The organism is Vibrio chagasii, assembly GCF_002954585.1.
Classification (GTDB): domain Bacteria; phylum Pseudomonadota; class Gammaproteobacteria; order Enterobacterales; family Vibrionaceae; genus Vibrio; species Vibrio chagasii_A.
The window spans coordinates 2,086,328-2,107,922 of the sequence record NZ_MSCI01000002.1; the positions used below are offsets into that span (position 1 = coordinate 2,086,328).

The window sequence follows — 21,595 nt, forward strand, 5'->3', positions numbered from 1 at the left end:
GATTACCAACCAGTAATCTCACGTAGACCTTTACCGATGTCAGCAAGAGACTTAACTGTCTTAACGCCTGCTGCTTCTAGTGCTGCGAATTTGTCTTCAGCAGTACCTTTACCGCCAGAGATGATTGCGCCAGCGTGGCCCATACGTTTACCTGGAGGAGCAGTAACACCTGCGATGTAAGAAACAACTGGCTTAGTTACGTTCTCTTTGATGAACGCTGCCGCTTCTTCTTCCGCAGTACCACCGATCTCACCAATCATTACGATTGCTTCAGTCTCTGGGTCTTCTTGGAACAGCTTTAGGATATCAATGAAGTTTGAACCAGGGATTGGGTCACCACCGATACCAACACATGTAGACTGACCGAAGCCTTCGTCTGTTGTTTGTTTAACTGCTTCGTAAGTAAGAGTACCTGAACGAGATACGATACCTACTTTACCTTTCTTGTGGATGTGACCAGGCATGATACCAATCTTGCACTCGTCTGGAGTAATAAGACCTGGACAGTTAGGGCCGATCATGCGAACACCAGTTTCTTCTAGCTTCACTTTTACATCGATCATATCTGTTGTTGGGATACCTTCAGTGATCGTTACGATCAGTTCGATACCTGCGTCGATCGCTTCAAGGATTGCATCTTTACAGAAAGGTGCTGGTACGTAGATAACTGTTGCTGTTGCGCCAGTTACTTCTACTGCTTCACGTACTGTGTTGAATACTGGAAGACCAAGGTGAGTTTGACCACCTTTACCAGGAGATACACCACCAACCATTTGCGTACCGTATGCGATAGCTTGCTCTGAGTGGAATGTACCTTGACCGCCAGTGAAACCCTGACAGATTACTTTAGTGTCTTTGTTAATTAATACAGACATTATTTCGCCTCCGCAGCAGCAACAACTTTCTGAGCAGCATCTGTTAGAGATTCAGCTGCAATGATATCAACATCAGAATTAGCAAGTACTTCGCGACCTAGGTCTGCGTTTGTACCTTCTAGGCGAACAACAACAGGTACTGTTACGCCTACTTCTTTAACCGCACCAATGATACCTTCAGCGATCATGTCACAACGTACGATGCCACCGAAGATGTTTACTAGTACTGCGCTAACATTGTCATCAGAAAGGATGATCTTGAATGCTTCAGCTACACGCTCTTTCGTTGCGCCGCCGCCTACATCAAGGAAGTTTGCTGGTTTGCCGCCGTGTAGGTTAACGATATCCATCGTACCCATTGCTAGGCCTGCGCCGTTAACCATACAGCCAACGTTACCGTCTAGTGCTACGTAGTTTAGTTCCCACTGTGCTGCGTGTGCTTCGCGCTCATCTTCTTGAGATGGATCGTGCATTTCACGTAGTTTAGGCTGACGGTACATCGCGTTTGAATCGATGTTGATCTTACCATCTAGGCAAAGAAGGTTGCCTTCGCCAGTGATTACTAGTGGGTTGATTTCCAGTAGAGCTAGGTCGTACTGAGCGAACATTTCACCAAGACCCATGAAGATCTTAACGAACTGTTTGATTTGATCGCCAACTAGACCAAGTTTGAACGCCAGTTCACGGCCTTGGTAAGCTTGAGGACCTACTAGAGGATCGATCGCAGATTGGTGAATCAACTCTGGAGTTTCTTCAGCGATTTTCTCGATGTCCACACCGCCTTCAGTTGACGCCATGAATACAATTTTACGAGTTGCGCGGTCAACAACAGCGCCTAGGTAAAGTTCGTTAGCGATGTTAGACGCTTCTTCAACTAGGATCTTAGTTACAGGCTGACCATTTGCGTCTGTTTGGTAAGTCACTAGGTTTTTACCTAGCCACTTTTGTGCAAACTCTTTAACGCCTTCTTTTGTGTCGTGTAGCTCTACGCCGCCCGCTTTACCACGGCCACCAGCGTGTACTTGACACTTAACAACTTTTTTCTCAGTTGAGATACGACCAGCAGCCTCGAAAGCTTCTTGTGCTGTATCACATGCGAAGCCTTCTGGTACAGGCAAACCGAATTCTGCAAACAGCTGTTTGGCTTGGTATTCATGCAAATTCATTTTGATATTCCGTTTATTTTCCCTTAAGGGATTATTATTTCCATAACGACACAGTTACCTGTGTTACGTCTGTAGGGTCTTCTCAAATCAACTGCTGTCCATTTTGTAATGGCTTAACAGCTCAAGTGAAGGCCAGGTGTTGAGCAGCCTAGCCTTTGAAACTTTTAACGTCTAGCTAACTGGGTTAACTAGACGTTTTAGCGATACTAAACGTCTAATAGCAGACGTGCAGGATCTTCTAGAAGCTCTTTGATGGTCACTAGGAAGCCAACTGATTCACGGCCATCGATTAGACGGTGGTCGTAAGAAAGCGCTAGGTACATCATTGGTAGAATTTCTACTTTGCCGTCAACCGCCATTGGACGCTCTTGGATTTTGTGCATACCCAGGATTGCCGCTTGAGGCGGGTTGATGATTGGCGTAGACATTAGAGAGCCAAATACACCACCGTTTGTGATAGTGAAGTTACCACCCATTAGCTCATCAACAGTTAGCTTGCCGTCACGGCCTTTGATCGCTAGCTCTTTGATGCCTTTTTCGATGTCAGCGAAACCTAGTGTGTCACAGTCTTTTAGAACTGGAGTCACGAGACCACGTGGCGTAGATACTGCCATGCTGATGTCGAAGTAGTTGTGGTAAACGATATCATCACCGTCGATAGATGCGTTTACTTCTGGGTAACGCTTAAGCGCTTCAGTTACCGCTTTCACGTAGAAAGACATGAAGCCAAGACGCGTGTCGTGACGCTTCTCGAATTGGTCTTTGTACTGCTTACGAAGGTCCATGATTGGCTTCATGTTTACTTCGTTGAAAGTCGTCAGCATTGCTGTGCTGTTCTTCGCTTCTAGAAGACGGTTTGCTACTGTCTTACGTAGGCGAGTCATAGGCACGCGCTTCTGGCTACGAGCTGCCGCTGGCGCTTCAACCGCTGGTGCAGCTGCTGCCGGCGCCGCTTTCGCTGCCGCTAGGTGTGCGTCGATGTCTTCACGAGTAATGCGACCACCAACACCAGTACCTTTAACGTCAGCTGGTTGTAGGTTGTGTTCAGCTAGAAGACGACGTACAGCTGGGCTTAGCGCGTCGTTGCTCTCTTCTGTTAGCGCCGCTTTGTGACGCTTATCAGGAGATGCTTCTGTTTCTTCTGTTGTATCAGTCGTTGGCTCACCTGCAACCGCGCCAGGTTTCAACTTAGCAATAAGCTGCTTAGAAAGTACCGTAGCACCTTCGTCTTCAATAATCGCTTCCAGAACACCCGCTTCAGGAGCAGGTACTTCTAGAACTACTTTGTCTGTTTCGATATCTACAATGACTTCATCACGTGCAACCGCTTCGCCTGGTTTTTTGTGCCAAGTAGCAACTGTTGCATCAGCCACAGATTCAGGTAAATCTGGAACCAGAATTTCAATTGTCATGTCTGTATTTTCCTTTTACTTCTAGTTCTTTGGTAGGGTCAGAGCGTCATCTACTAACGCTTTTTGTTGTTTCAAGTGTACCGACATATAGCCTACAGCTGGTGATGCTGATGCAGGACGACCTGCGTATTGAATATCAGCGCCTACTGGGATAGCAGCTCGGAAGTTATGTTGGCTGCTGTACCAAGCACCTTGGTTCTGAGGCTCTTCTTGACACCAAACGTAATCAACGACATTTGTGTATTGTGCAATTGCAGCGCGAACATCCTCGTAAGGGAATGGGTATAGCTGCTCAATACGAACAATAGCAACGTCGTCTTGCTCGTTCTTACGTCTTTGGTCAAGTAGGTCGAAGTAAACCTTACCTGAACAGAATACGACGCGTTTTACGTTCTCAGGAGCGATATCGTCGATCTCTGCGATAGCTGGTTGGAACGTACCGTCTGCTAGGTCTTCTAGAGAAGATGTACACAGCGGATGACGAAGCAATGACTTCGGTGACATTACAATTAGAGGACGACGCATAGGTCGAACAACCTGACGGCGGATCATGTGGTAAACCTGTGCTGGTGTTGAAGGAACAACAACCTGCATATTTTGTTCAGCACATAATTGAAGGTAACGCTCAAGACGTGCAGAAGAGTGCTCTGGGCCTTGGCCTTCATAACCGTGAGGAAGCAGCATAGTTAGACCACATAGACGTGCCCACTTTTGCTCACCTGACGAAATAAATTGGTCGATAACTACTTGCGCACCGTTTGCGAAGTCACCAAATTGTGCTTCCCAAAGGGTTAGACCGCTTGGCTCTGCTGTTGCGTAGCCATACTCGAACGCTAGCACCGCTTCTTCAGACAATACCGAGTCAAATACTTGGAATGGCCCCTGCTTATCATGAATGTTCGCAAGTGGAACATACGTGCTTGCGTCTGATTGGTTGTGCAGTACCGAGTGACGGTGGAAGAAAGTACCACGGCCTGAATCTTGGCCAGAGATACGAATACGCTTGCCATCGTCAACAAGTGTTGCGTAAGCCAGAGTTTCAGCCATACCCCAATCGACTTGTTTTTCACCATTCACCATGGCAGTACGATCGTTGTACAGTTTATTTACTCGGCTTTGTAGCTTGTGGCTTTCTGGGTATTGACAGATCTTAGTACCAAGCTCTTTTAGACGCTCGATATCAACCTTGCTATCCCATTCGATATTCCAGTCGTGACCTAGGTAAGGAGACCAGTCTACTGAGTGAAGTGCCATTGGGCGCCACTCTTTAACCACAACTTCACCGTGATCAAGTGCATCACGATATTCGTTAACCAGTTGAGTTGCTGTATCAATACCAAACTCACCGCGCTCCATTAGCACGTCAGCGTATAGCTTACGTGGTGTTGGATGCTTCTTGATTTTTTGGTACATCAAAGGCTGTGTTGCATTCGGCTCATCGGCTTCGTTGTGACCGTGGCGACGGTAACAAACTAGATCGATAACGACATCACGTTTGAAGGTATTGCGGTAATCCAGCGCTAAGCGTGCAACAAAAGCAACCGCTTCTGGATCGTCAGCATTAACGTGGAAAATCGGAGCCTGTACCATCTTAGCGATATCAGTACAGTACATCGTAGAACGTGTGTCGCGAGGATTAGATGTTGTAAAACCAACTTGGTTGTTTACAACGATACGAACCGTACCACCTACACAGAAACCACGAGCTTGAGACATGTTAAACGTCTCTTGCACAACACCTTGACCAGCGATTGCTGAGTCACCGTGAATCGTGATTGGCAGTACACGGCTACCATCAATATCGCTTAGACGATCTTGACGTGCACGTACTGAACCGATAACCACTGGGTTTACGATTTCTAAGTGTGATGGGTTAAATGCTAGTGCTAAGTGAACGTTACCGCCCGGTGTCGCGAAATCCGCAGAGAAACCTTGGTGGTATTTGACATCACCAGTACCCCACGTTTCGTCGTGCTTGCCCGCGAACTCATCAAACAGGTCTTGCGGCTTTTTACCAAGCACGTTAACCAGCATGTTTAGACGACCACGGTGAGCCATACCAATAACGACTTCACGCATGCCTTGTCCACCAGCATGACGAATGATCTCTTTCGTCATTGGGATAAGCGCATCACCACCTTCCAACGAGAAGCGTTTCGCGCCTGGGAATTTTGCGCCAAGGTAGCGCTCAAGACCTTCAGCAGCCGTTAGCTCTTCAAGGAAAGCTTGCTTTTCTTCTTTGTTGAAAGAGGGTTGACCAGATACAGACTCTAAACGTTGTTGAATCCAACGTTTTTGCTCTGTATTAGTCATGTGCATGTATTCAGCACCAATCGAACCACAGTAAGTTTGCTTTAAAGATTTGTGTAAATCTTTAAGCGCCATCGTCTCTTGGCCAATCGCGTAAGAGCCGACGTTAAACGTCTCATTGAGGTCTTCTTCGGTAAGAGTGTGGAAAGAAGGGTCCAGTTCATCAACTGTCGCTCTCTTCCATAAACCTAGGGGGTCTAGATTTGCTGCTTGATGCCCTCGGAATCGATAAGCATTAATCAGTTGCAGAACTTTTACTTGTTTCGCATCGACATCTGGATCACTAACTTGGACACTGTAATGCTTTGTTTCTTGAGCGAGTCGACGGAAGTATTCACGAACACGAGAGTGTGGTTGTTCCACCGCTTCTGAATCTTGCACAGGCAATTCTTCAAAAACACTTCTCCATTCGTCACTTACCGAATCGGGGTCACTTAGATACAGTTCATAGAGTTCTTCTACGTACGTTGCATTGGCGCCAGCCAAGTGTGAAGACTCGAGCCATGCCTTCATCACGCCGTTGTGCATATTTTCCCTTAACCAGTAGTTTTCACGTTTGCTGCGGTCTATGCCGAGCTATTAAAAGGCCGCCCCAAAACTTCTAGGGCGGCAATTTTTTTATAACTTAAACCGAACGATTTACTAACATGGTCTTGATATGACCAATCGCTTTCGTCGGATTTAATCCCTTAGGACAAACACTTACACAATTCATGATGCCATGGCAACGAAAAACGCTAAATGCATCATCAAGATCAGACAAACGTTCATCTGTCGCTGTATCTCGGCTATCAATTAGCCAACGGTACGCGGCAAGTAGGCCTGCTGGTCCGATGAACTTATCAGGGTTCCACCAGAACGATGGGCATGACGTTGTACAACATGCACACATGATACATTCGTACAGTCCATCTAAATGAGCACGCTCATCAGGGCTCTGTAAGTTTTCACGTGCCGGTGGCGTATTACCATCTGACACTAGGAACGGTTTTACTTTTTCGTAGTTATCGTAGAACTGAGTCATGTCGACAATCAGGTCACGAACAACCGGTAAGCCAGGTAGAGGGCGAATCACGATCTTATCGCCTTTCAAAGCAGATAGAGGCGTGATACACGCTAGACCGTTCTTACCGTTCATATTCAGACCATCCGAACCACATACACCTTCACGGCATGAGCGGCGGAAAGCGATCGTCGGATCTTGCTCTTTCAATAGAATAAGCGCATCCAGAAGCATCATGTCTGAACCTTCATCCACCTCTAGGGTGTATTCCTTCATGTAAGGCTTTTGGTCGACGTCTGGATTGTAACGGTATAAAGAGAAATTAAGTTTCATGGTCATGTCTCCTTAGTACGTACGTGCTTTTGGCGGGAACGCTTCACGATGGATAGGTTCCATGTTTACGTTACGCTTAGTCATGCTTTCTGATTCAGGATTGTAAAGCGTGTGGCATAGCCATTGCTCGTCATCACGCTCAGGGAAGTCAAAACGAGCATGTGCACCACGACTTTCAGTGCGGTAGTTTGCCGCCACCGCTGTCGCGTAAGCTGTTTCCATTAGGTTTTCAAGCTCTAGACATTCAATACGCTGCGTGTTGAACTCAGTAGACTTATCTGAAAGGTGTGCATTCTTCAGACGCTCACGAATCGCTTTAAGCTCTTCTAGACCGTCAGCCATTGCTTTACCTTCGCGGAATACAGAGAAGTTGTTCTGCATACATTGCTGTAGATCTTTACGGATTTGCGCTGGATCTTCGCCGTCTGTGCTGTTTTCCCAACGGTTGTAGCGCTCTAGAGAACGAGCGATATCTTCTTCCGTTGCCGGTTTCGCATCAGCTTGCTTCTGCAGAGTCTCACCTAGGTGTAGACCTGTCGCACGACCGAATACAACCAAGTCAAGCAGTGAGTTACCACCTAGACGGTTAGCACCGTGTACAGATACTGAAGCAATCTCACCACATGCAAATAGACCTTGTACTTCTACATCGCTACCATCTGCACCCTGCTTAATCGCTTGGCCAGAAACTTGTGTCGGTACACCACCCATCATGTAGTGACACGTAGGGATTACTGGGATTGGCTCTTTTACTGGGTCAACGTGTGCGAATGTACGAGACAGTTCACATACACCTGGCAGACGAGATTCAAGTGTTTCTTTACCTAGGTGATCCAGTTTCAGTTTGATGTGTGGACCCCAAGGGCCGTCACAACCGCGACCTTCACGGATTTCAACCATCATTGAACGAGCAACAACGTCACGACCCGCTAAGTCTTTCGCGTTTGGAGCGTAGCGTTCCATGAAACGTTCGCCATCTTTATTTAGAAGGTAACCACCTTCACCTCGACAGCCTTCTGTTACAAGAACACCAGCACCAGCAATACCCGTTGGGTGGAACTGCCACATTTCGATATCTTGCATTGGAACGCCAGCACGAATCGCCATACCAACACCATCACCAGTATTGATGTGTGCGTTAGTTGTCGAAGCGTAGATACGACCAGCACCGCCGGTCGCTAAGATCGTTGCTTTCGCTTTGAAGTAGCATACTTCGCCTGTTTCCATGCAAAGTGCTGTTGTACCAAGAATGGCACCGTCTTCATTCTTCACAAGATCAAGCGCGTACCACTCAGAGAATACGGTTGTTTTGTGCTTGATGTTTTGTTGGTAAAGCGTGTGTAGCAATGCGTGACCAGTACGGTCAGCTGCTGCAGCGGTACGAGCCGCTTGCTCACCACCAAAGTTTTTCGATTGGCCGCCAAAAGGACGTTGGTAAATGGTGCCGTTGTCGAAGCGAGAAAATGGAAGACCCATCTTTTCTAGTTCGATAACTGATTCTGGGCCATTTTTACACATGTATTCGATAGCATCTTGGTCACCGATGTAATCAGAACCTTTTACTGTGTCATACATATGTTGTTCCCAGTGATCTTCGTGCGCATTACCTAGCGCAACCGTAATACCACCTTGAGCAGATACGGTATGAGAACGAGTTGGGAAAACTTTAGAAAGCAATGCACATGAAAGGCCTTGCTCTGAAATTTGCAGTGCGGCACGCATACCAGCACCACCAGCGCCGATAACTACGGCATCAAACTCACGAACAGGAATAGTCACTTACGCACCCCACAAAATAAACAGACCAGAGAAGAAATATCCAAGAAGAACCGCAACTACACCTACTTGAAGGCCAACACGCAGTTTAGCGCACTTGATGTAGTCGGTTAGCACTTGCCACAGACCGATCCAAGCGTGAACAAGAACCGAAGTAAGCGCTAACATGGTAAATACTTTAGTGAAGGTTCCACCAAAGAACTGAGTCCATGATACGTAAGAGATATCGGTGAAGGCACAAAAGCTCACCAAATAAATTGTATATAGCGTCATAATGATTGCAGTTGCACGAATCAATAAGAAATCGTGAACGCCATTACGGCCAAATGTCGAAACGTTGTTTACCATACTAAGATCCCCGCTAGTAGAGACAATACCGCTGTCGCTGCGAATGCAACCTTAGCGCTCTTCGCGCCAGATTCCAGCTCTTCAAAGTGACCTAAGTCCATAAGAAGGTGACGAATACCACCAGCAATGTGGTAAGCCAAAGCGGTTAAAATGCCCCACAGAATAAACTTCACGAAGAAACTGTCGACAATGTCGCTAGCTTCCATAAAGCCTACTGGGGATGAGAGGGAAATGGATAGTAACCAAAGCAAAATTCCAATCGCAACAAAAGTAATCACCCCAGACACACGGTGTAGGATGGAAGCTATTGCAGTGATCGGAAAGTGGATGGTCTGTAAATCTAAATTAACAGGTCTTGTCTTTCTTTCTTTCACGGGCTTGCTCACTCAGCTCCATTGAGCATTATGGTCATTAAATAACCTTATGATATTGTTATGGACAAAATTTGATCGCAAACCTTCAAAATTTAACATTAACTTAACAAATAACTGAAGTTGAGCCTTAGATAATTGTAAAAAAATTGTTAACGGCACGGTTAAGATAGACACCTCACATTTCTTCTTAGCCTTGCATTTATAAGCTTTTAACCAAATTTTTCATCGCCACTATACGGCTCGCAACATTCTAATACAATTGACGCAACAAATAATGCTACACAGACCAGATTTTTAACGAATTTAATGTGAAAAATACTAACAAGTGCACACAAAGCTGCAGAAAAATTGACTTTCCCACGTAAGACCAGTAAAAAAATGGCTCATAAACATCCTGGACGGATTAAATAATAAACAAAGGAGATTGTTATGGCGGATAAGAAAGCTACCCTTCACATTGAAGGTCAAGCGCCAATCGAGCTGCCGATTACAGAAGGTGTACTAGGTACTCCAGTGATCGATGTTCGTACACTAGGTTCTAATGGTTTTTTCACTTTTGACCCTGGTTTTCTTGCCACTGCATCTTGTGAGTCTCAAATCACTTTTATTGACGGTGGTAAAGGTATCCTTTTACACCGTGGTTATCCAATTGACCAACTTGCCAATAACGCTGATTACTTAGAAGTATGTTACATACTTCTTTACGGTGAAGCCCCATCTCGAGCTGAATACGAAAAGTTCAAGACTACCGTGACACGTCACACTATGGTACACGAGCAAATTGCTAGTTTCTTCCACGGCTTCCGTCGTGATGCTCACCCTATGGCTGTAATGTGTGGTGTAGTAGGCGCTCTAGCAGCGTTCTACCACGACTCACTTGATATCAACAACGATACACACCGTGAAATTGCGGCTTACCGTCTAATTTCAAAAATGCCAACACTGGCAGCAATGTGTTACAAATATTCTATTGGTCAGCCGTTTATCTACCCACGCAACGACCTAAGCTACGCTGAAAACTTCCTACACATGATGTTTGCAAACCCATGTGAAGAGTACGAAGTAAACCCTATCGTAGCTCGTGCAATGGATAAGATTTTCACCCTACACGCAGACCACGAACAAAACGCTTCTACATCTACAGTACGTTTATCTGGTTCATCTGGTGCTAACCCGTTTGCTTGTATCGCAGCAGGTATCGCGTCACTTTGGGGCCCAGCTCACGGTGGTGCAAACGAAGCATGTCTACGTATGCTTGAAGAGATCGGTAGCGTAGATAACATTGAAGAGTATGTTGCAAAAGCGAAAGACAAAGATGACCCATTCCGTTTGATGGGCTTCGGTCACCGCGTTTACAAGAACTACGATCCACGTGCAACAGTAATGCGCGAAGCGTGTCACGAAGTACTTAAAGAGCTAAACATCCAAGATCCACTACTTGACGTAGCAATGGAACTTGAGCGTATCGCTCTTTCTGATGAATACTTTGTGTCTAAGAAGCTATACCCGAACGTAGACTTCTACTCAGGTATCATTCTGAAAGCTATCGGCATTCCAGTGTCTATGTTTACAGTAATCTTCGCGATGTCTCGTACTATCGGTTGGATTGCACACTGGAACGAAATGCACAGCGACCCAACAAACCGTATCGGTCGTCCACGTCAGCTATACACTGGTGAAGAGCAACGTGACTTTAAAGCACTTCACGAACGTGAATAATTGCGATTAAAGTATATTGTTAAAAAGGGTTAATGCTTTCGCATCAACCCTTTTCTTTTATATGCTCGCAACTCCGTCGTCCTCAAGAACGAGGAACGAGTGAGTTGGGGATCTCATTCAACGAGTAGACAGCCCAAAGAGATTCCCTACTCCCTCCTTCGTCAGTCTAGGGAATGACGGATTCGGATATGACCCTTTAACGTTCTGACTCGCGCATGACATCGACGGATACAAATTTATAGCTGCTCGTCATCTTCAAGAACGAGGGACGAGCGAGTCGGGGATCTCATTCAACGAGTAGATTAGTCCAGAGAAATTCCCTACCATTTCCTTGGAATGACTATAGGAACAAACTATGCCGTCATCCCCAAGAGCGAGCGACGAGTGAGTTGGGGATCTCACGAAGCGTATATAGAAACTTACGAAGCTCCTCAAAGGTTTAAGGGACACTCTCTACTCGAACCCCTAATCCCGCACCTATTCTTAAACAGGGTTGTCGATATCGATAAACTCGACATCCAAGCCGTGCTCTTTTGCTAACCATTCACCTAGTGCTTTAACACCGTAGCGCTCTGTGGCATGGTGACCCGCAGCAAAATAATGGATATCTTGCTCACGAGCCGAGTAAGTTGTTCGCTCGGAAATTTCGCCAGAGATAAATGCATCAATACCTTGAGAAGCAGCAAGCTCAATGTAGTCTTGACCACCGCCAGTACACCAACCTACTGTTTCAATCATTTTATCGGCGTTCTCAGGAGCAATGTGTAGCGGCTTTCGATTCAGCACTTGATCAATCTTTGCTGCAAACTCAGCACCAGTCATTGGTGTCTTCAATCTACCGAACATAGCGACAGACTGAGGGTGCCCTTCCAAACCACCTTCAACATCGATCTCAAGTAACTCTGCCAATTTTGCGTTGTTACCAAGCTTAGGGTGAATATCAAGAGGAAGGTGGTAGCCCAATAAATTGATATCGTTTTTGATCAACGTACGAATACGCTTACCTTTCATACCACGAATCGCTTCCTGCTCACCTTTCCAAAAGAAACCATGGTGAACTAACAAAGCGTCAGCCTTTAGCTCAACCGCTTTATTGATCAAAGCTTGTGAAGCCGTCACACCAGTAACGATGCGCTTTATCTCAGCAGTACCTTCTACTTGAAGACCATTTGGGCAGTAATCTTTAATCTGCTGTGGCTGCAGTTTTTCGTTAAGTAGCTTTTCTAATTGTAAGTTATTCATTTTTATTTCCAGCTTACCTTTATAATAACGTCGTTATATCAATTTACGGGTAGAATGTCGAAAGCCCTTCCATTCTGTTACCTAGAGAACAGATGACTGAAGTTTACGAGGAACCGATGACCGAACTGCAACGCTTTTACCAATGGGTGATTAGCTCGCCACCGCTACTAAAAATCAAACCGCCAATTTCTGATCTCACTGTGTTCTCAAACCACCAAAAGCTCGACGATGCACATACTTATGATGGAAACCCTAGATTAGGCTTCCTCTACCAACACCTATGTGAACAAGTCATCACCACTTCGGATAATTATTCGATTAAGCACGATGAGATCCAGATTAATGTTGAGGGACGAACACTCGGGGCAATCGACTTTATCCTAGAAGAAACAAGCAACCAAAAATTAGAACACTGGGAAGTGGCAATTAAGTTTTACCTCCTTCACGAGCAAACATGGTTTGGTCCAAATTCTCATGACCAATTAGATAAGAAGCTCGATAGAATGCTCAGCCACCAGCTTGGTATGTCATCTTCAGTCGCCTTTGTTGAGCAGTACCCGGAGATCGATGTCGACTCAAAACATCTGTTGATGCAAGGTCGCCTCTATACCAACCCATTTCTAGAACAAAACGTACCTACGGAGTGTTTGGGATACGACATTAACCCAAGCCAGGTAAACGGATTTTGGTGCTATCAAAATCAGGCTCACCGGATCACCGAAACACTCTATCCTCTAAGCAAAGAGCAATGGGCCGCAGGAACGGATGATTTCAGCGGTGAACCTATCACCGAATTTGGTGACCGCTTTGTTCACGGGCAAACTAAGTCTGGTCAATTCTGGTTTGTGATGCCACAAAGTTGGCCACATGGTTAGACGCTCTAGTTTACCCTTCTTTTCTTATTCACAATCCGACTAAGTAAAAAGGGCTGATGCTTTCACATCAACCCTTCCACTATTTGCTTTATAACTCTATGAATCGTATTCGATTATAGACCTGCAGCAGCAAATACTTGGTTAACAATCTCTTGAGCTTCTGCTTCAATCGCTTTTAGGTGTTCTTCACCTTTAAAGCTCTCACAGTAGATTTTGTAGATGTCTTCCGTACCAGATGGGCGAGCAGCAAACCAACCGTTCTCAGTGGTCACTTTAAGACCACCGATTGCTGCACCATTACCTGGAGCATGCGTCAAGCGAGCAGTAATCGCATCACCGGCAAGTGTTTCAGCAGATACCATCTCTGGAGATAGCTTTTTAAGCACATCTTTTTGTGCACCATTTGCTACCGCTTGAATACGGTTGTACTTAGATTCGCCGTGCTTAGCAGCTAGCTCTTCGTAGTACTCTTGTGGATTCTTACCAGTTACCGCAGTGATCTCTGCCGCCAATAGGCAAAGAATTAGGCCATCTTTATCTGTTGACCAAGGCGTACCATCTTTGCGTAAGAAAGAAGCACCCGCACTCTCTTCACCACCGAAGCCAAACTGACCGTTGTATAGGCCATCAACGAACCATTTGAACCCAACTGGTACTTCACAAAGTTCGCGACCTAAGTCTGCTACAACACGGTCGATCAATGCACTTGATACCAAAGTTTTACCAACTGCAACATCTTCACCCCAACCTTCACGGTGACGGTATAGGTAGTCGATACAAACCGCTAGGAAGTGGTTAGGGTTCATTAGGCCTTTAGGCGTAACAATGCCGTGACGATCGTAATCAGGGTCGTTACCAAACGCTAGTGCGTACTCATCTTTAAGCGCAAGCAAGCCTGCCATTGCGTATGGCGAAGAACAGTCCATACGAACCACGCCATCTTTATCTAGAGACATGAATTGGAAAGAAGGGTCAACCGCTTCACTTACCAAAGTAAGGTCTAAGTTGTACGCTTTACCAATTTGACGCCAGTAATCGATGCCGCTTCCGCCCAGAGGATCAACACCAATTTTGATGTTCGCTTTCTGGATAGCTTCCATATCAACAACGTTAACTAAATCAGCAACGTATGGAGCAACTAGGTCGACTTCTTTCACTAATTCAGACTGTTTAGCCTGTGCAATAGGTGTACGTTTAACGCCTTGCATTTGCTCAGAAATAATAACGTTCGCACGATCTTCAATAGCTTGCGTTAGTTCCGCTTCAGCAGGGCCACCGTGTGTCGGGTTGTATTTGATACCGCCGTCTTGAGGTGGGTTGTGTGAAGGTGTGATAACAATGCCGTCGGCTTTTTTGTCATTCACTAGGTTGTGCGTAAGAATCGCGTGCGAGATACCAGGTGTTGGAGTGAAGCCATTGTTTTCTTGAATAATAACTTCAACACCGTTCGCTACAAGTACTTCAATTACCGTAGAAAACGCAGGTTCAGATAGTGCGTGCGTATCTTTACCCAAGAAAAGTGGACCTGTTGTACCTTGCTCAGCACGCACTTCAGCCACTGCTTGTGCAATCGCTAGAATGTGGTTTTCGTTAAATGTTGATTTGTCAGCAGTACCACGGTGACCTGAAGTACCGAACAGTACTTTGTGATCTGGGTTAGTCGCATCCGGTTGCTGTAAGAAATAGTTAGCCACTAAAGCCGGAATATTATGAAGATCTTCCTGCTGAGCTTTTTGCCCAGCACGAGGGTGCATAGCCATTTTTCGACATCCTTATATATAAAATTTAAAAACAAAAAAACCTCATAATATCTTCTTATCCATGGATATTATGAGGTTTAAATCAGATTTCGTTAAATTGAACCTGTTACTTTTTCGATCAATTCTGCTTGGAAATTCATGCGGCTCATAAGCTGCTCAACCATCTGTCTTTTACGGCTAGTATTATTATTTGTAATAACCCAAAAAGGACTTTGTGGAATGGCTTTAGGCTTAGTCGTGTTGCCATTTGCTAACAACGTCGCTTCGTTATCTGCAAAGTAAACACGCTTACGGCCTTTTACTTGAGTTGCTTCTGAAAAGCTTTCAGGGTCGATTTTGTGCAGTGTTGATAACACCAACATGAAACGATCAATGGCTTTCTTTAGTGACGCAAACTCATCTGATATTAGTAGTGAGCGCATTTCTTTAACGCCATCGAACTTCTCTGGAGTAAAGCCTACCTCTTTGCTAACAACGATACCTTTCGGCTCTACGATCTCTTCGATCGGAGCCATGCCTTGGCTATCCACCTGTAACAAGCGGCGCAGAATATCTGAAGCGCTTTCGCCAATACGTTCTGTCTGACCCGCAATAAAACGGTATAGGTCCTCATCAACCTCAATTGTTTTCATTCGCTTTTCACAATCTCAATGTTTAAACTCAGGGGGATTATAGCGAGATCCGCGCGGATACTCTACGTCAAACCCACCATGAATAAGATAAAAATGTCAGTACAGCTCAACTATAAAATCGAAGGTGAGGGTCACACCATAGTTTTGATCCATGGATTATTCGGTAATCTGGACAACCTAGGCTTGCTGGCCAGGGATCTAAAAGTCGATCATCAGGTACTGAGTATCGATCTTCGTAACCACGGACAATCCTTCCACAGTGAAACTCATAATTACCAAGCGATGGCACAAGATGTCGCTCAGCTGTTGAAAGATCTCGAGCTGAATGATGTTACTGTCATTGGTCACTCGATGGGCGGCAAAGTTGCAATGGCGCTTACCCAACATATAGAGCTGCGCAAACTGATTGTATTGGACATGGCACCGGTCGCTTACACCCAAAGCCGCCACGACAACGTATTCGCCGGCCTACAAGCTGTCATTGAAGAAAAGCCAGTATCTCGTACCGAAGCTCTTAAAGTACTCGCCAAACATATCGAAATAGACGGTGTTCGCCAGTTCTTAACAAAATCACTGTTTAAGTCAGAAAAAGGCATTATGGAGTGGCGCTTTAACGTCGCATCACTGCTCGCCAACTATGCACACATCATTGGTTGGGAACCGATCGACAAAACTTCAGTCAAAACCTTGCTAATAAAAGGTGGGGATTCTGACTACCTCACGGCTGAGCACCAAACTGCGGTCCAACAGCAATTTTCTAACGCAAAGGCTCACGTCATTGCGAATACGGGCCACTGGCTACACGCAGAAAAGCCAGCTGAAGTACTGAGAGCAATTCGAAAATTCATCGCTTAAGTGCGCTTTTTCATGCAGATAAATGAGAGCTGAGTAATCACTGCACATTAACTTTATCTCGCAACAGTGATATAGTGCGCCCAAGCAAAATTGGTATATAAGGTTCCCATGCTTTACGACTACATGAACATCATTGAATCTGTTGGTTTAGATCTCCTATTTGCCGCGATTTTCTTTTTGATCGGTATGGCTATTAAGGACGTTCTCAAGCAAGGAAATGTTCCTCCATTTGGTCGTCGCATTGTGTGGTTAGTACTTTTCCTTGGCTGTGCAGGTTTTATCGCCAAAGGGATAATCCAACTAAGCTGGGAAGGAACCGGGATCTAACGATTCCCCTCCGAACTTTATTACACCGACAACAGACAAAATGAAAGGTAATGATTCTATGGCAAGTGTAGGTCTCTTCTTTGGTAGCGATACAGGTAACACTGAAGCTGTTGCTAAGATGATTCAAAAGCAATTGAGCAAACAGCTCGTTCACGTTCAAGACATTGCAAAAAGCAGCAAAGAAGATATCGATAACTTCGATCTACTGCTGCTTGGTATCCCTACGTGGTACTACGGCGAAGCACAATGTGATTGGGATGATTTCTTCCCAGAGCTAGAAGCTATTGATTTCTCAACTAAGCTTGTTGCTATCTTTGGTTGTGGTGACCAAGAAGATTACGCAGAATACTTCTGTGATGCTATGGGTACTATCCGTGACATCGTTGAAGCAAAAGGCGGTACTATCCTAGGTTACACTTCTACTGAAGGCTACGAGTTCGAAGCATCGAAAGGTCTAGTTGAAGGCGATGACAGCCAATTCGTTGGTCTATGTATCGATGAAGACCGTCAACCAGAGCTAACTGATGAGCGTGTATCTAACTGGGTTAAACAAATCCACGAAGAGATGTGCCTAGCAGAGCTTGAAGACTAGTTCTCTAGCAGTTGCCCATTGTTACAACTAGTGACAACTCTCTAGATATGAAAAAACCTCCTAATTGGAGGTTTTTTTCTATTTGTCTATGTAAGATCTGTTTGTCTAAATTAGCACTCTGCTTCCAGTGCTTCGTCATCATCTCTGAATTGTGGCTTCTTTCTGACATACAGCGTACGCTGAATTTCTGAGACCACATTACCCTGTTTATCTTTGACATAGATAATAAACTCGGGAAAACACTTCTCACCAAGTTGAGTCTGACGGTAAATCTCATCAAGCTGACCTTGGCTTATTTCAAAGTCTGCATACAGATCTGACTGACCAGGTTTGATGAAGTTAATGCTCGCCTCTTTATCCCACACATAATACCTTTCACCTAAAATTCCCATTAACATCAATGAGTAAACAGGATCCGTGAGGGAAAATATGCTACCGCCATACTGAGTACGATTGGCATTTTTGTTCCACCAGCGCAACTTAAGCACTGTTTTTACTACCCTAAAATCCGAACTAATATGGGCTATCTTTATCCCCGCTCCCCAAAATGGAGGCCAGATATTAAGAGCGAATTTTACGATGTTTGGTTTGTATATTTTTGCAAGTTGCTTATTCATAACAACATTCCGTGTTCATATTAGAATTACCGCCACCTTAACTGGTCTTACCTCCACTATAAGTGAGATACTTCCAATTTACAAAACAGATTGTGATGTTGATTAGTAACCCTTTGAAGTTCGTGGTTTATTGTTATGCCTGACTAAACTATAATGGTATTAATATTGAATTCTGTTAATTGCTGCAGATCATCAACAGGAAAGTATATGTCAGACAATAATCAAGCGCTAAAAGATGCTGGTCTTAAAGTGACCCTCCCAAGGCTCAAAATTTTAGAAGTATTACAACAACCAGACTGCCAACATATTAGTGCTGAAGATTTATATAAAAAGCTGATCGACTTAGGTGAAGAGATCGGGCTTGCGACCGTTTATCGAGTATTAAACCAATTCGATGACGCTGGCATTGTAACTCGCCACCATTTTGAAGGCGGTAAGTCTGTATTCGAACTTTCAACACAGCACCACCACGATCACCTAGTATGTCTAGATTGTGGCGAAGTTATCGAGTTCTCTGATGACATCATCGAGGAGAGACAAAAAGAGATAGCGAAGCGTTACAACGTTCAGCTAACGAACCACAGTTTATACCTTTACGGTAAAAGCATGACGGGTGATTGCAAAGGTAACCCAGACGCGCACAAACCGAAAAATTAAAAAAACGCTGACTTCGGTCAGCGTTTTTTATTTATAGCTATCATGAACGACTCATACAGAAAGCGACCGCATATAAAAGCATTTACCTTGATAGAGCTACTGGTTGTGATTGTGATCATAACCGTGCTTTCTGTTGTTGCACTTCCTCGCTTTTTAAATCTGCAAAGTGATAGCCGAATTGCTATTTTCAATGGTGCTCAGTCTCAGTTTCAAAGTGCGATTACGTTTGCTCACAGCAAATGGCTTGTGAATGGCAGCGGTAATTCAGAAATGAACGACCTACCAGGCTTTGGAGAAGATGCCAACGGCAACCCTCAATTGGATATGAATGATGAAGGCTACCCTTTAGGCGTTGATAAAAACTCTCCGATGGGCGCTCCCTACAATATAGGTAAAGGTCATCAAGGGTGTGTCGCTATTTGGGACGCGATCATGAATACCGATCTAACCGTCACAACAGATAGAGATAATTTTGATGGATTCGATTTTGTCTCACGCCGCCAAAACCTAACCTTTTTAACTAAAGAGGGCGGCTCAGAGACCGCTCAAGCACTTTGCTACTACATCTATACTGCAGAGGGTCACCACAGAAATCCAGACAGAGCGGAATACGTGTTTTGGTACAACTCTCGCACTGGAGAAATCACCAATTCTCGACCTGACGATATCTGAGAACACATCATCAGCAATCTATCGTTACTCCCCATAAGCAGGATATACAGTCACAAAAAAACCGGCACTCGGCCGGTTTTTATTAGATAGCTTGTTAGCGTTAGCAATTATGCTTCAGCTTTACCCCAAGTATCACGTAGGCCAACCGTACGATTGAATACCAACGCATATGCTTTAGAGTCTTTTGAATCAACACAGAAGTAACCTGTACGCTCAAATTGGAAACCTTGCTCTGCAGCGGCTTCCGCTAGGCTAGGCTCAACAAAACCGTTCAACTTAACCAGAGACTCTGGGTTGATCGTTGCAGCGAAATCATCCGCAGCAGCAGGGTTTGCCACAGTAAATAGACGGTCGTATAGACGAATCTCAGCTGGCAGTGCTTTATCAGCAGATACCCAGTGGATAACACCCTTCACTTTGCGGCCATCTGCTGGGTTCTTACCTAGCGTTTCGTCATCGTAAGAACAGAAGATAGTTGTAATGTTGCCTTCTGCATCTTTCTCGATACGCTCTGCTTTAATTACATAAGCACCACGTAGACGAACTTCTTTACCTAGAACCAAACGCTTGTACTTCTTGTTTGCTTCTTCACGGAAGTCATCACGCTCGATCCAAACTTCACGAGTAAACGGTACTTCACGAGTGCCCATTTCAGGTTTGTTCGGGTGGTTAGCAACAGTTAGTGTTTCTACTTTGTCTGCATCGTAGTTTTCAATCACGATCTTAACCGGATCTAGAACAGCCATTGCACGTGGTGCATTTTCGTTCAAGTCATCACGGATACAAGACTCTAGTGAGCCGAACTCAATCATGTTCTCTTGTTTAGTCACACCGATACGCTTACAGAATTCACGAATAGATGCAGAAGTGAAACCACGACGACGCAAACCAGAGATAGTTGGCATACGTGGGTCATCCCAACCTTGAACTAAGTTTTCAACCACAAGCTGGTTTAGCTTACGCTTAGACATCACTGTGTATTCTAGATTCAGACGGCTGAACTCGTACTGACGAGGTTGGCAATCGATCGTAATGTTATCTAGAACCCAATCGTACAAACGACGGTTGTCTTGGAATTCAAGAGTACAGATAGAGTGCGTAATACCTTCCAGCGCATCAGAGATACAGTGAGTGAAATCGTACATTGGATAAATGCACCATTTGTCACCGGTCTGATGGTGGTGAGCAAAACGAACACGGTAGATAACAGGATCGCGCATTACCATGAATGACGAGCTCATGTCGATCTTAGCACGTAGACACGCTTTACCTTCTTCAAAGCCACCGTCACGCATTTTTTCAAATAGCGCTAGGTTTTCTTCAGGGCTGCGGTCGCGGTATGGACTTGCTTTACCAGGCTCTTTTAGCGTGCCTCGGTATTCGCGGATCTGCTCAGGACTTAGCTCGTCAACGTACGCTAAGCCTTTATTAATTAATTCCACAGCATAAGCGTAAAGCGTATCGAAGTAGTTTGATGAGTAACAAATGTCACCAGACCATTCGAAGCCTAACCAGCTTACATCATTCTTAATTGACTCAACGTATTCAACGTCTTCTTTTTCAGGGTTTGTATCGTCGAAACGAAGATTACACTGTCCCTGGTAGTCCTGAGCAATACCAAAATTCAAGCAAATAGATTTAGCGTGACCGATGTGCAGGTAACCATTTGGCTCCGGCGGGAAACGAGTATGCACGCTAGTGTGTGTACCATCCGCTAAATCTTTATCGATAATTTGGCGAATGAAATTCGATGGACGAGCCTCAGCTTCACTCATCTATAGCACCTCTATGTATTTAGTATTGTCAGAGAAAAATTCTTCTTTCTGTTCTAGAAACAGCGCTTTTAACTCAAGCCTAGGATAGAAAGATCATTGTTGCTAATCATCCACAATTCTTAGGCTTTACACAATAAGAACCATCAGTTTATTGCGAATATTTCTGCTATTCGATGAAGAATAGAACGAACCTTCTCACTTATCCTCAAGATGCCGATACAAAAAAGCCCCCCAGATGGGAGGCTTTCAATTTGACACTTACTTGAGAGTATTAA

20 protein-coding genes are annotated in these 21,595 nt (G+C 44.9%); 7 read left to right on the top strand and 13 right to left on the bottom strand.

The genetic code is table 11. The annotated features are described in order from the left end of the window. Positions 1 to 2 precede the first annotated feature (2 nt). The 8 genes from sucD to sdhC form a co-directional block, all read right to left on the bottom strand. Positions 3 to 875 (bottom strand): succinate--CoA ligase subunit alpha, encoded by an 873-nt coding sequence (gene sucD / locus BTO10_RS17700; RefSeq protein ID WP_004737919.1) that lies wholly within the window; start codon positions 873 to 875, stop codon positions 3 to 5. Beyond that, positions 875 to 2,041, bottom strand: coding sequence for an ADP-forming succinate--CoA ligase subunit beta (sucC, locus tag BTO10_RS17705; protein ID WP_004737918.1), 1,167 nt, complete (start codon positions 2,039 to 2,041; stop codon positions 875 to 877). Before sucC ends, sucD begins: the two co-directional genes overlap by 1 nt. A 206-nt stretch (positions 2,042 to 2,247) precedes the next feature. After that, positions 2,248 to 3,453: a 2-oxoglutarate dehydrogenase complex dihydrolipoyllysine-residue succinyltransferase gene (gene odhB / locus BTO10_RS17710; RefSeq protein WP_004737917.1), complete on the bottom strand. Its 1,206-nt coding sequence runs from the start codon at positions 3,451 to 3,453 to the stop codon at positions 2,248 to 2,250. A gap of 21 nt (positions 3,454 to 3,474) precedes the next feature. Beyond that, positions 3,475 to 6,291 carry a 2-oxoglutarate dehydrogenase E1 component gene (sucA, locus tag BTO10_RS17715; RefSeq protein WP_004737916.1) on the bottom strand — a complete coding sequence of 939 codons (2,817 nt, stop codon included), beginning with the start codon at positions 6,289 to 6,291 and terminating at the stop codon, positions 3,475 to 3,477. A 97-nt stretch (positions 6,292 to 6,388) separates the two neighbouring features. Beyond that, positions 6,389 to 7,099, bottom strand: coding sequence for a succinate dehydrogenase iron-sulfur subunit (locus BTO10_RS17720; protein WP_004737914.1), 711 nt, complete (start codon positions 7,097 to 7,099; stop codon positions 6,389 to 6,391). 12 nt (positions 7,100 to 7,111) lie between these two features. Continuing rightward, positions 7,112 to 8,878 carry a succinate dehydrogenase flavoprotein subunit gene (gene sdhA, locus BTO10_RS17725; protein WP_004737913.1) on the bottom strand — a complete coding sequence of 589 codons (1,767 nt, stop codon included), beginning with the start codon at positions 8,876 to 8,878 and terminating at the stop codon, positions 7,112 to 7,114. Then, a complete protein-coding gene (sdhD, locus tag BTO10_RS17730; protein ID WP_004737911.1) occupies positions 8,879 to 9,223 on the bottom strand; it encodes a succinate dehydrogenase, hydrophobic membrane anchor protein in 345 nt (114 codons plus the stop codon). After that, the gene (sdhC, locus tag BTO10_RS17735; protein WP_105025382.1) at positions 9,217 to 9,609 is read right to left on the bottom strand and encodes a succinate dehydrogenase cytochrome b556 subunit; all 393 of its coding nucleotides are present in this window, start codon (positions 9,607 to 9,609) and stop codon (positions 9,217 to 9,219) included. The genes sdhD and sdhC overlap by 7 nt, the downstream gene beginning before the upstream one ends. A 417-nt stretch (positions 9,610 to 10,026) precedes the next feature. On the opposite strand from sdhC, the gene BTO10_RS17740 reads away from it, so the two are divergent. Then, positions 10,027 to 11,316, top strand: a complete 1,290-nt coding sequence (locus tag BTO10_RS17740) for a citrate synthase (RefSeq protein ID WP_004737907.1) — start codon at positions 10,027 to 10,029, stop codon at positions 11,314 to 11,316. Between the two features lie 483 nt (positions 11,317 to 11,799). Here BTO10_RS17740 and BTO10_RS17745 read toward each other — a convergent pair whose 3' ends face one another. Next, positions 11,800 to 12,558: a Nif3-like dinuclear metal center hexameric protein gene (locus BTO10_RS17745; protein ID WP_004737906.1), complete on the bottom strand. Its 759-nt coding sequence runs from the start codon at positions 12,556 to 12,558 to the stop codon at positions 11,800 to 11,802. A gap of 116 nt (positions 12,559 to 12,674) precedes the next feature. Between BTO10_RS17745 and BTO10_RS17750 the strand changes: the two genes are divergently transcribed. Continuing rightward, complete coding sequence (locus BTO10_RS17750; protein ID WP_032554070.1) at positions 12,675 to 13,433, top strand: DUF1853 family protein; 759 nt, start codon at positions 12,675 to 12,677, stop codon at positions 13,431 to 13,433. 113 nt (positions 13,434 to 13,546) lie between these two features. On the opposite strand, the gene pgm is transcribed toward BTO10_RS17750, so the two are convergent. Both pgm and seqA read right to left on the bottom strand, forming a co-directional pair. Further along, a complete protein-coding gene (pgm, locus tag BTO10_RS17755) occupies positions 13,547 to 15,193 on the bottom strand; it encodes a phosphoglucomutase (alpha-D-glucose-1,6-bisphosphate-dependent) (RefSeq protein ID WP_004737904.1) in 1,647 nt (548 codons plus the stop codon). A 92-nt stretch (positions 15,194 to 15,285) separates the two neighbouring features. Next, positions 15,286 to 15,825 carry a replication initiation negative regulator SeqA gene (gene seqA / locus BTO10_RS17760; RefSeq protein ID WP_004737903.1) on the bottom strand — a complete coding sequence of 180 codons (540 nt, stop codon included), beginning with the start codon at positions 15,823 to 15,825 and terminating at the stop codon, positions 15,286 to 15,288. 93 nt (positions 15,826 to 15,918) lie between these two features. Here seqA and BTO10_RS17765 point away from each other — a divergent pair, with 93 nt between their 5' ends. The 3 genes from BTO10_RS17765 to fldA all read left to right on the top strand — a co-directional run bounded on the left by BTO10_RS17765 (position 15,919) and on the right by fldA (position 17,599). Next, positions 15,919 to 16,680, top strand: a complete 762-nt coding sequence (locus BTO10_RS17765) for an alpha/beta fold hydrolase (protein ID WP_004737901.1) — start codon at positions 15,919 to 15,921, stop codon at positions 16,678 to 16,680. 108 nt (positions 16,681 to 16,788) lie between these two features. Continuing rightward, complete coding sequence (locus BTO10_RS17770) at positions 16,789 to 17,007, top strand: DUF2788 domain-containing protein (protein WP_004737900.1); 219 nt, start codon at positions 16,789 to 16,791, stop codon at positions 17,005 to 17,007. Positions 17,008 to 17,065: 58 nt separating this feature from the next. Then, a complete protein-coding gene (gene fldA / locus BTO10_RS17775; RefSeq protein ID WP_004737899.1) occupies positions 17,066 to 17,599 on the top strand; it encodes a flavodoxin FldA in 534 nt (177 codons plus the stop codon). Between the two features lie 110 nt (positions 17,600 to 17,709). Here fldA and BTO10_RS17780 read toward each other — a convergent pair whose 3' ends face one another. Continuing rightward, complete coding sequence (locus tag BTO10_RS17780; protein WP_004737898.1) at positions 17,710 to 18,216, bottom strand: DUF4442 domain-containing protein; 507 nt, start codon at positions 18,214 to 18,216, stop codon at positions 17,710 to 17,712. A gap of 207 nt (positions 18,217 to 18,423) precedes the next feature. On the opposite strand from BTO10_RS17780, the gene fcrX reads away from it, so the two are divergent. Then, positions 18,424 to 18,873 (top strand): ferric iron uptake transcriptional regulator FcrX, encoded by a 450-nt coding sequence (fcrX, locus tag BTO10_RS17785; protein ID WP_004737897.1) that lies wholly within the window; start codon positions 18,424 to 18,426, stop codon positions 18,871 to 18,873. 42 nt (positions 18,874 to 18,915) lie between these two features. Beyond that, entirely contained in the window at positions 18,916 to 19,545 is a 630-nt protein-coding gene (locus BTO10_RS17790; protein ID WP_105025383.1) for a pilus assembly FimT family protein, read from the top strand. Between the two features lie 107 nt (positions 19,546 to 19,652). On the opposite strand, the gene glnS is transcribed toward BTO10_RS17790, so the two are convergent. Beyond that, positions 19,653 to 21,320 carry a glutamine--tRNA ligase gene (glnS, locus tag BTO10_RS17795; protein WP_105025384.1) on the bottom strand — a complete coding sequence of 556 codons (1,668 nt, stop codon included), beginning with the start codon at positions 21,318 to 21,320 and terminating at the stop codon, positions 19,653 to 19,655. Positions 21,321 to 21,595: the final 275 nt, after the last annotated feature.

What these genes read in the sequence shown, in the direction of transcription:
- sucA (WP_004737916.1), bottom strand. Translation starts at nt 6,291, where the DNA reads ATGCACAACGGCGTGATGAAGGCATGGCTCGAGTCTTCACACTTGGCT.
- sucC (WP_004737918.1), bottom strand. Translation starts at nt 2,041, where the DNA reads ATGAATTTGCATGAATACCAAGCCAAACAGCTGTTTGCAGAATTCGGT.
- sdhD (WP_004737911.1), bottom strand. Translation starts at nt 9,223, where the DNA reads ATGGTAAACAACGTTTCGACATTTGGCCGTAATGGCGTTCACGATTTC.
- seqA (WP_004737903.1), bottom strand. Translation starts at nt 15,825, where the DNA reads ATGAAAACAATTGAGGTTGATGAGGACCTATACCGTTTTATTGCGGGT.
- BTO10_RS17745 (WP_004737906.1), bottom strand. Translation starts at nt 12,558, where the DNA reads ATGAATAACTTACAATTAGAAAAGCTACTTAACGAAAAACTGCAGCCA.
- pgm (WP_004737904.1), bottom strand. Translation starts at nt 15,193, where the DNA reads ATGGCTATGCACCCTCGTGCTGGGCAAAAAGCTCAGCAGGAAGATCTT.
- sucD (WP_004737919.1), bottom strand. Translation starts at nt 875, where the DNA reads ATGTCTGTATTAATTAACAAAGACACTAAAGTAATCTGTCAGGGTTTC.
- BTO10_RS17765 (WP_004737901.1), top strand. Translation starts at nt 15,919, where the DNA reads ATGTCAGTACAGCTCAACTATAAAATCGAAGGTGAGGGTCACACCATA.
- glnS (WP_105025384.1), bottom strand. Translation starts at nt 21,320, where the DNA reads ATGAGTGAAGCTGAGGCTCGTCCATCGAATTTCATTCGCCAAATTATC.
- BTO10_RS17790 (WP_105025383.1), top strand. Translation starts at nt 18,916, where the DNA reads ATGAACGACTCATACAGAAAGCGACCGCATATAAAAGCATTTACCTTG.
- fcrX (WP_004737897.1), top strand. Translation starts at nt 18,424, where the DNA reads ATGTCAGACAATAATCAAGCGCTAAAAGATGCTGGTCTTAAAGTGACC.
- BTO10_RS17770 (WP_004737900.1), top strand. Translation starts at nt 16,789, where the DNA reads ATGCTTTACGACTACATGAACATCATTGAATCTGTTGGTTTAGATCTC.
- BTO10_RS17740 (WP_004737907.1), top strand. Translation starts at nt 10,027, where the DNA reads ATGGCGGATAAGAAAGCTACCCTTCACATTGAAGGTCAAGCGCCAATC.
- fldA (WP_004737899.1), top strand. Translation starts at nt 17,066, where the DNA reads ATGGCAAGTGTAGGTCTCTTCTTTGGTAGCGATACAGGTAACACTGAA.
- BTO10_RS17780 (WP_004737898.1), bottom strand. Translation starts at nt 18,216, where the DNA reads ATGAATAAGCAACTTGCAAAAATATACAAACCAAACATCGTAAAATTC.
- BTO10_RS17750 (WP_032554070.1), top strand. Translation starts at nt 12,675, where the DNA reads ATGACCGAACTGCAACGCTTTTACCAATGGGTGATTAGCTCGCCACCG.
- odhB (WP_004737917.1), bottom strand. Translation starts at nt 3,453, where the DNA reads ATGACAATTGAAATTCTGGTTCCAGATTTACCTGAATCTGTGGCTGAT.
- BTO10_RS17720 (WP_004737914.1), bottom strand. Translation starts at nt 7,099, where the DNA reads ATGAAACTTAATTTCTCTTTATACCGTTACAATCCAGACGTCGACCAA.